This is a genomic window from Streptomyces lushanensis (genome assembly GCF_001700515.1).
GTDB lineage: Bacteria > Actinomycetota > Actinomycetes > Streptomycetales > Streptomycetaceae > Streptomyces > Streptomyces lushanensis.
In genome coordinates this window covers 44,322-51,825 of record NZ_MAUD01000129.1, presented here as the reverse complement: position 1 = coordinate 51,825, position 7,504 = coordinate 44,322, and the positions used below count along the sequence as shown (strand labels likewise).

Here is a 7,504-nt window from a genome sequence, read left to right as displayed (position 1 = left end):
TCCCTGCCCTCCGCCGGCCGGCGGAGGGCAGGGATCGAGGCAGGCTTGTCGGCGCCGCGCCGTTTGGGCGGCCAGGAGGACGTGTACAGCCTGTGGGTCGAAGGCGTTGGCGCCGATGGCGTAGACGGTGTCGGTGGGAAAGCCGGTCAGTTGTCCGGAACGCAGGGCTTCCGCGGCGTGAAAGATCCCGGTCTGCCGGGTCGCCCCGGTCAGGCAGTTGTAGACCTGCAATGTGCGCTGCTCCTGTGCAGTGGCTCGTGTGGGGCTTCGGTCCGCCCGTCGGCTGGGGTGCCTGGGGGCCGCTCCGGTCCGGTCCGGGGCGCATTCGGCGCCCGCGGTGCACGCCTCCCGGGTGTCGGGTACGCAGGCGCCAAGGCACCGGAGCCCATGCCCCGTCCGGCCTGGCCCTCTGCGTCAGCGGGCCGGGTTCTCGGGGGAGACTGCCGCGCCTGTGGCGGCCTCGAAGGCGGCGACGTCGAGGATGTCGGCCTGCGTGGGCAGGACTGACTCCATCAGGCTCTGATGGACCTGCGGGTCGGGGTCGGCACAGACATCTCCCAGGACCAGCAGATGGTAGTCGCGGTCGGCGCCCTCGCGCACGGTGGACAGGACCACGCCGCTGGTGAAGATACCGGCGAGGACCAGGGTGTCGATGCCCTGCTCCCGCAGAAACGGATCCAGCGTCGTGGTGCTGAAGGCTCCGACCCGTGTCTTGGTGACCGTGCGAGACGCCTGATGAACAGGACCATCACCGAGCACGAAGCCGTAGAGGAACCGTTCGTCGAGTCAGATGCGGAGGCGGTCAACGGCGGGCGTCGCCGGCGACGAGCAGGCTGGTCAGCTCGGAGATCGCCTCCGGGGAGGGCTTGAAGTAGCGGCGGACGTTCTCCGGCTTCTTGCGCCGGGACTTCGCCATCAGCATCAACAGCGAGACACCCTGCTCGCCGAGATGGATCAGGGCGTCACAATGGCGTCCACCAAGCCGATCTCTCCCTCGCTGATCGCCGTGATGGACAAGAGCGCCACGCCGAACCGCCTCGGCCAACACGTCATCCGCCGGGCCAAACTGTTCGAGGGCCGGGTCACCTACCTTGCCAGCGCCGCGCACAAGGAGCTGGCCAAGGAGACCGGCGACGCCTTCGAGGCCCTCTACCCGGCTGCGGCGGCCCGCTCGGCCGCCTCGGCCATCGCGGGCGTCGGCGTCCGCGACCGCTCCCCCGAGATCCGCGAGACGCACCTGGACGCGATCGTCCAGGCCCGGACCGCTGCGGGGTCCTCGGGGGACGAGGCTCTGGCCCTGATCGGCGACGAGGTCGTGGAGCTCCTGGACCTCGCGTTCGAGCGGATGCCTGGCTGGCGCGAGATCGCTGAGGGGACGATCAGCGTCACCGAGTTCCGTCAGCAGTACCTCCACTCGGCGGCGGCCGGTCTGCACGTCATCGCCAACTGCATCGCAGCGGCGCGGATCGCCAAGGTGCCCGTGCCCGAGGTCTTGGACGCTCTCGTCGAGATCCCGTGGCGGCGTGACGCCCTCCAGACCGAGGCCCCTCCGAAGGACGGTTCCACCGACCTGACCGACCAGAAGCTGCCCGCCTTGCACCGCTTCTTCGAGGGCACCCTCGCCAAGACCGTGTGGGACGAGCGCGCGCGGAGCTGGCGTTCCAGCGCTTCGGGGGCGACCCGGGCGGGCTACGAATCCGCGATCAACCGCGTGCTGCACCACATCTGCAAGGAGCACCCCGAGCTCAAGGCCATCGCCTCCGACGACACGTTCACTGAGCTCGGCCTGATCGCCCGCAAGCGCAAGCCCGGCCGTCCGAAGAAGACTGCTGAGTAGCCGCTCGGCTCGCACACCGAGGCCCCGCCCCTGCCAGGGCGGGGCCTCGGTCCTGCCCAGGTGCCCGAGCGGCCTCGGACGTTGCCCGGCTGCAGGCGATGCGTGGGGAGTGGCTGGACTCCCCGGCCGAGGACCGCACGTTCGCGCTGGCCAGCGCCTGCAGGCCCGAACTGCCACACGCCACACTGACCGCCAGCCCGCGTCGGTGCTCACTCCTACTCGGCCCGGTCCGGGTCGTGCAGGGGCCGCAGCCCGCCGGCCGGGCGTCCGCGATCCGCCAGCACGTCCTGGAGATGCCCGCCCCCGTCGTCGCCGACGCCCTCGGCTACCACCAGGTCACCACCGCCAAACTGACCGCCCAAACCGGAGGAACCTGGAGCCCATACGCCGCTAGAGACCACCTACGATCACCATCCGGCTGGGCACCACAGAGAACTGACGACACTTGAACAAGCAAGCTCACCGGTATCAGTCCCCGATCATGTCCCGATCCGGACACTCCACCGGGTGCGGCCGCCGCTGCTGCTACGGTCCAGCGCCATGAACACTGACGGCTGGACGGCGCTCAGCGCCATTGCTGCCGCGGTCGGGGTGGTGGTCACCGCGGTCATGGCGTACTGGACGACCCGCAAAGCGGCGGCGGCCGCCGCGGACTCGGCTGACACCGCGCGAGAGGTGGCAAAGATCGAACGCGACCGCTGGCACCGCGAGCTGACTCCTGAGCTGACCTTCAGCCTGATCCGCGTGGGCCCCAACCGCCTGAGGCTCACCACCACACTCGACGGCCCGATCGGCCTGGATCACCTCGACACGATCACCCTCACGGTGCGCGACGAGGCCGGACGGGATCACTCAGCCAGACCGCATTACGACGAAGCAATGCGTACAGAGCTGTCGTCGGTGATCTGGGGGGCCGCCCGATTCAGCCCCGGGGTCGACGGGGTTGCCGCGCCCGGCCGCAAGAGCATTATCCGGAGCCTGGAGCGCGGCAACTTCGTGTACCGGCAGATGGATAACTCCGAGCCGCCGAGCTGGTTCCAGGACCCGGGAGACTGGGTGGACGGGTACTGGGACGCGAAACTGCGCCTGCACGCGGTCTGCGAGGTGGAGGGGTATAAACCATGGATCGTCGTTGCCGAGGTCGAGAACCCGGGGATGGAGTACATCTCCGACGGCTCAAACGAGATGGAAATTCCGGAGCAGTACCGCTGAATCACGGCTGCCCGGGGTCGAGGCCCCGGCGGCAGGCCCTCGCCGAGCGCCGCTGAACGCCACCCGCCCCGGGCCAGCACAAGCAGCTCATCCGAAGTCGATACGCCGCTGGAGATCACACACGGTCACCAGCGGGCAGGGTTCCTCGGGGAACTGGCGACAGTTGAATACGCGAGCTCACCAGTATCAACCCCCGTCCTACGGTCCGCGGGGGGGGGGGGGGAAAAAACCCGGAGTCAACGGGCTCGGTCTGGTGGTGCGGCTGCAGAGTGTTGCCAGCGGCGTAGTGACCCAGCCGGTCATGGTGGGCCGGGCCTGGGCCGACCGGTGCACCGACGACTGGGAAGGCGCGATCCCGGAGTGTGAATGGGGAGGTGGAGGACGAGATCCTGCCGGTGCTCAGGGAGCTGGGTATCGGGCTGGTGCCGTACTCCCCGCTGGGGCACGGCTTCCTGACCGGGGCGGTCAAGCCCGCGGACCAGTACCCCGAGGGCGACATGCGCCCCTGGGACGAGCGCTGGCAGGGTGTGAACTACACCTACAACGCGCGCGCCACCGCGCAGCTCAAAAGAACTCGCCGCCGCCAAGAGCATCACCGTCAGCTCGCTCTGGCCTGGCTGCTCCACCAAGGCGAGGACATCGTCCCCATTCCCGGCACCCGCAACGCCGTGCGTCTGGCGGAGAACGCGGGCGCGGTGGATGTCGAGCTCACGGACGCCGACCTGGTCCGTATCGTCAGGATCCTCCCCGAGGGCTCTGCGGGCAGCCGGCCCGAGGCCGCACGAGTTGCCGCGACCACCGACTGATACCAGACGGCTCGGGTCGGCCCCGGCCCCTTCCATGGGGTAGGTGTCGTCCGAGTTGCCGCCGGTGGGCCCGGTCTGAGGGCGCCCCGCAGATTGGTGCCCCGCGATCGACAGTCCTCCTCCGGGGCCGTGCGCGAGGTCACCGTGAGGGAGACCGTGCCTGTGGTCGGGCATCGGTCCGTCGGGAGGGCACGAGCGACTCCGCCCCGGCGCGAGTGCCCACCCGTACGCCGCCGGGGCTGACGGGTGTGGACCCGGAACCGGCCGCCGCCTCCGAGGGCACCCCGAAGTCCCCACCTCGGCGCCGCCGCAAAGAGCCCCAGCGTCGAGACGCGGGAACCCTTCAAACACAGCTACAGGGCGAACAGGGCCGACTCGGCATACGGCATGCAGAAGCTCTCCTACCGCACAGCTTCTGCGCAGGGGCGTGACGTCCGTTTCCTCGCTGCGATCCGCCGGGCCGAGCCCCGTGGTGAGGACCTGCGAGCAGTTCACCGCAGGCGGGGCAACACCTTCCGACGCCTGTCGATCAGCCCCGGGATTCCCTTGGGGCGCCCACCGACCTACGCGCCGTCAGCCCAGCGAAGCCCCCTCACTCTGAAGAGATTCCTCTGTCGTAAGGTGACATCGCATGCTTACCGCGGGGGACCTGCAGAAGTCAGGTGCGTTGTACGCCTGAGCTGTTCACAAGGTTCCGTGTTGGTCGCACCTCACGTGGCCCCCAGAGTGCGCCGCCCACCCGTTCAGCAGGCAGCGCCCAGGTACCCCTGCGGGTACTTCACAAGCAACACAACCGTAAGTCACAGAGCGACGGATCGTTCTCAACTGGCCTTCTTCACAACCTATTTGATGACGCATTGAGGCCTCCCCGCAATTCCCCTGAGGCTACGCGGCACGTTATATCTCACTTGTCACCTTCCCCGTTCCGGGAGGTCTTGTTGTGTTGTGCTCCAGACCCGGAGCATCCCGGAGTACGGAGGAGCAGCGCCGTGCTGCTCACACCTGAAGGACGCGAGTTCTCCGGATCTGCCGATGCAGGCCGGTTGAGCTGGTGCCTCTTCCACTGATCGACATCGGTCGGGGTCGGACAGGGAATGATCAGGTACGGACGAGTTGCGGACTCCTGATCCCGTTTCAGGCGACCGCGGAAATCGCCGCACCTCTAGCGTTGCGCCCATGAGTTTGGCCGATGACCTCACGCCCTCTCCGGACTGGGTCGCCAAGGACATGGAGTCCTATGTCCGCGAGTGCAACGCTGCGCTCTTGTCGAGGGAAGAACACAAGAACCGTCTCCGTGTGGGCATCGGAGCCCTTGAGTGTGAGTGGGAGCAGACCGACGCGGAATGCGTCCTGATCACCGCGAACCGCACGAAGGCCGAAAGCGTCCTGGCCGCCATTAATGCCGCGACACAGGAGGGGGCCGAGTTGCGTCAGAGCCGCATGCAAGACCCCACCGGAGCCCGGGCCGAGGCCCCGGAACCCGACGCGCATGCCGCCGACGGAGCCACCGCACCGGAGCCGGAGGAACCGGCCGCTCCCACCGACACTGACAGCGGGACGAGCTCTTCCCCGTCCGCCGTTCGGGTCACCGGTGAACGCGCGATCGAGGTGATGCGGATCATCGAGCGCGAGCCGGACCGGGACTGGACCCCGAAGGACGTCGCAGTGCGGCTGGAGGGCGAGAACAAGGAACAGGACACTGCCGCTCACCACCGCTTCCGCTCCTCGATGGACAACCTCGTCCGGAAAAAAGCCCTGCACAAGAAGCATGTCGAAGGCGGGCGTTGCTTCTACCGGCTGGCCGCCGCATGGGTGGCCGCGTAGGCGGCGCCCCACGGAACGACCGCCGCCCCCCTCGGCGCTGGCTTGGTAGGCCCTGGGCCGGGCAGGGGCGGCGGTCTTACACGCGGCTAGGCCGCCATTCCCGACATTGGCGTGTTGTTCCCGCGATGCAGGGATGTCCGGCCGGTTTCTCCTATCGGGAGGTCGAACAGACATGCCCTATTCCGCCCCACGCTCGAAGCGGCCGGAACAGAACTGGCACGGATCAGCCAGGATCGCGGCCGGCCTGGAGCGACGGAGGCTGCTGACGCACTCCGTTCTCGTCGGCAGGCCAGTCCACGTGCCGGGGCCAGAGCATTTCCCCCAGGGTTTCCTCAAGGCTGGCCACGGTCAGCAGGTCGGGCCATGTCACACCGGCGAGGACGTTGGAAATGACCTGCCTGTTGACGCCCGAAGCCGCCGCGAGCGCATTCGCACTCAGCCGCCTTCGCTCCATGGCCTCCGCCAGCGTCCTGGCAATCGCCTGTCCGACCTGGGCAGGCCGGTAGCCGTCCATCACCGCGTGCGGCCAGTTGCCAGCCACGGCGTACTCCCACGGCTTCTTCCCACGTCTCGTTCCTCCAGGCACTCGACCAGTGTGACGGACGAGGTGCCGGTATGCGCACCCCGACAGAGAATGCTACTCAAGCAGCAAGAGGAAGTTCGGTCGTTCCTGCGACCGCCCACCAGAAAGGCCGCCTAAGTGATCGTTCGACAAGACGGTGTTGATGGACTGTGAGCAAGGGACGTTCCCTGCTGGCGCCCGACGAAAGACTTCTGCCGACGTACAAGATGCGCCCGGAGCTGCAGCTGTCCGTCTACGAAGTGGCGTGCTCGGCGGCAGGGCCCGTGGGGGCTGCCGACTTGGCGGAGGCCACCGGCCTCCATGTCAAGAACTGCGGCCTCGTCCCGGCTTTCGCACTGAGCACGGGGCTGCTGGTGCCGGCCCACACGCATGCCACGTACCTGCCGAGCGCGAAAGGCCGCGCGGTCGGCCGTGCCTTCAAAGAGAGCAGGCAGGTCGGGCTAGAGGCTCTTCGCCAGCGCTGGAGGGGCCAGTGGTTCGGGCGTGCCCTGCGCGAGCGGACGGGGCGCGGACCGGTGACCCGCGAGGGACTGGTCGTCAAACTGCTGGAGGCGGCACGCGCAGACCGGCACCGCATCCGGCAAGCCCAGGTGCTCCTGGACCTTCTCGTCGCGGTGGGGATGGTCGTCCCGGACGGTGAGGGATTTCTGAGCTGGTACGAAGGCGCGTACTACCTGCCCAACAGGGGGCAGAGCGACCAGCGAGCCGGTGCTTCACCGGCCGAAGCCGAAGCAGGGCAGAACGCCCTCTTCGAGAACAGGGCCCAGGACCAGTCCGGAACCGAACACGAAACTCCGCCCCGGCAGCAGGCCGCGGCCGACCCTGACAACGAGAACACAGCGGAAGAGGAGAACGTGGCCAGCCCGCAGGAGGAGCAGGAGGAACCGGTCTCCGCGAAGGTTCCGCCGCCCCGCCGCGAACAACCAGTCGCCCCTCCGCCGGAGACCGGACACGGGAACGACGACCTGCTGACTCTGCTGCTGCCGCCGGTACTGCTGGCGGATCTGACCCGCCTGTCGGCGCAGGAAGTACTGGAACTGCACAACCACCTGCGCGCCGTAACCGCACTCACCGCGAAGCTTCGGGGCCGCCCTGTCAGGTAAGACCCCGACGAAGAACGGTCCGGCGGCGCCTCCACCCCTTGGCCAGGGTGGCGCCGCCGGACCCCCTCCTCCACCCGACAACCAGCGCGGCACAGCCGCGCGGGAAGGGGCTTCGGCATGCCCTCACACAAGGCGAGGA

At 68.4% G+C, this 7,504-nt stretch carries 8 protein-coding genes and 2 pseudogenes; 5 read left to right on the top strand and 5 right to left on the bottom strand.

Features of this window, described 5'->3' with window-relative positions; all coding sequences use genetic code 11:
• The 3 genes and pseudogenes from BFF77_RS34435 to BFF77_RS34430 all read right to left on the bottom strand — a co-directional run.
• On the bottom strand, nt 1-231 hold a 231-nt coding region (locus tag BFF77_RS34435; RefSeq protein ID WP_211280210.1), incomplete at its 3' end, for a Sua5/YciO/YrdC/YwlC family protein.
• A 183-nt stretch (nt 232-414) separates the two neighbouring features.
• Entirely contained in the window at nt 415-759 is a 345-nt protein-coding gene (locus tag BFF77_RS12345; protein WP_066947745.1) for an isochorismatase family protein, read from the bottom strand.
• A gap of 43 nt (nt 760-802) precedes the next feature.
• Nucleotides 803-958: pseudogene (locus tag BFF77_RS34430) on the bottom strand (site-specific integrase); the annotation flags it as partial.
• On the opposite strand from BFF77_RS34430, the gene BFF77_RS35160 reads away from it, so the two are divergent.
• Nucleotides 950-1,837, top strand: a complete 888-nt coding sequence (locus BFF77_RS35160; RefSeq protein WP_169922656.1) for a ParB N-terminal domain-containing protein — start codon at nt 950-952, stop codon at nt 1,835-1,837. The pseudogene BFF77_RS34430 and the gene BFF77_RS35160 sit on opposite strands and share 9 nt — an antisense overlap.
• Before the next feature lie 215 nt (nt 1,838-2,052).
• Here the strand turns inward: BFF77_RS35160 and BFF77_RS35595 are convergent, their stop codons facing one another.
• Nucleotides 2,053-2,199 carry a hypothetical protein gene (locus BFF77_RS35595; RefSeq protein WP_169922659.1) on the bottom strand — a complete coding sequence of 49 codons (147 nt, stop codon included), beginning with the start codon at nt 2,197-2,199 and terminating at the stop codon, nt 2,053-2,055.
• A 178-nt stretch (nt 2,200-2,377) separates the two neighbouring features.
• Here BFF77_RS35595 and BFF77_RS12335 point away from each other — a divergent pair, with 178 nt between their 5' ends.
• The 3 genes and pseudogenes from BFF77_RS12335 to BFF77_RS12325 all read left to right on the top strand — a co-directional run bounded on the left by BFF77_RS12335 (nt 2,378) and on the right by BFF77_RS12325 (nt 5,679).
• Nucleotides 2,378-3,049: a hypothetical protein gene (locus tag BFF77_RS12335; RefSeq protein ID WP_141698423.1), complete on the top strand. Its 672-nt coding sequence runs from the start codon at nt 2,378-2,380 to the stop codon at nt 3,047-3,049.
• A gap of 371 nt (nt 3,050-3,420) precedes the next feature.
• Nucleotides 3,421-3,855, top strand: a pseudogene (locus BFF77_RS12330) (aldo/keto reductase); the annotation flags it as partial.
• A gap of 1,176 nt (nt 3,856-5,031) precedes the next feature.
• Nucleotides 5,032-5,679, top strand: a complete 648-nt coding sequence (locus BFF77_RS12325) for a hypothetical protein (RefSeq protein WP_141698422.1) — start codon at nt 5,032-5,034, stop codon at nt 5,677-5,679.
• A 223-nt stretch (nt 5,680-5,902) separates the two neighbouring features.
• On the opposite strand, the gene BFF77_RS12320 is transcribed toward BFF77_RS12325, so the two are convergent.
• On the bottom strand, nt 5,903-6,220 hold the full coding sequence (locus tag BFF77_RS12320; RefSeq protein WP_066947732.1) for a helix-turn-helix domain-containing protein: 318 nt from the start codon (nt 6,218-6,220) through the stop codon (nt 5,903-5,905).
• A 191-nt stretch (nt 6,221-6,411) separates the two neighbouring features.
• Here BFF77_RS12320 and BFF77_RS12315 point away from each other — a divergent pair, with 191 nt between their 5' ends.
• Nucleotides 6,412-7,365, top strand: a complete 954-nt coding sequence (locus BFF77_RS12315; protein ID WP_245703375.1) for a hypothetical protein — start codon at nt 6,412-6,414, stop codon at nt 7,363-7,365.
• Nucleotides 7,366-7,504 lie beyond the last annotated feature (139 nt).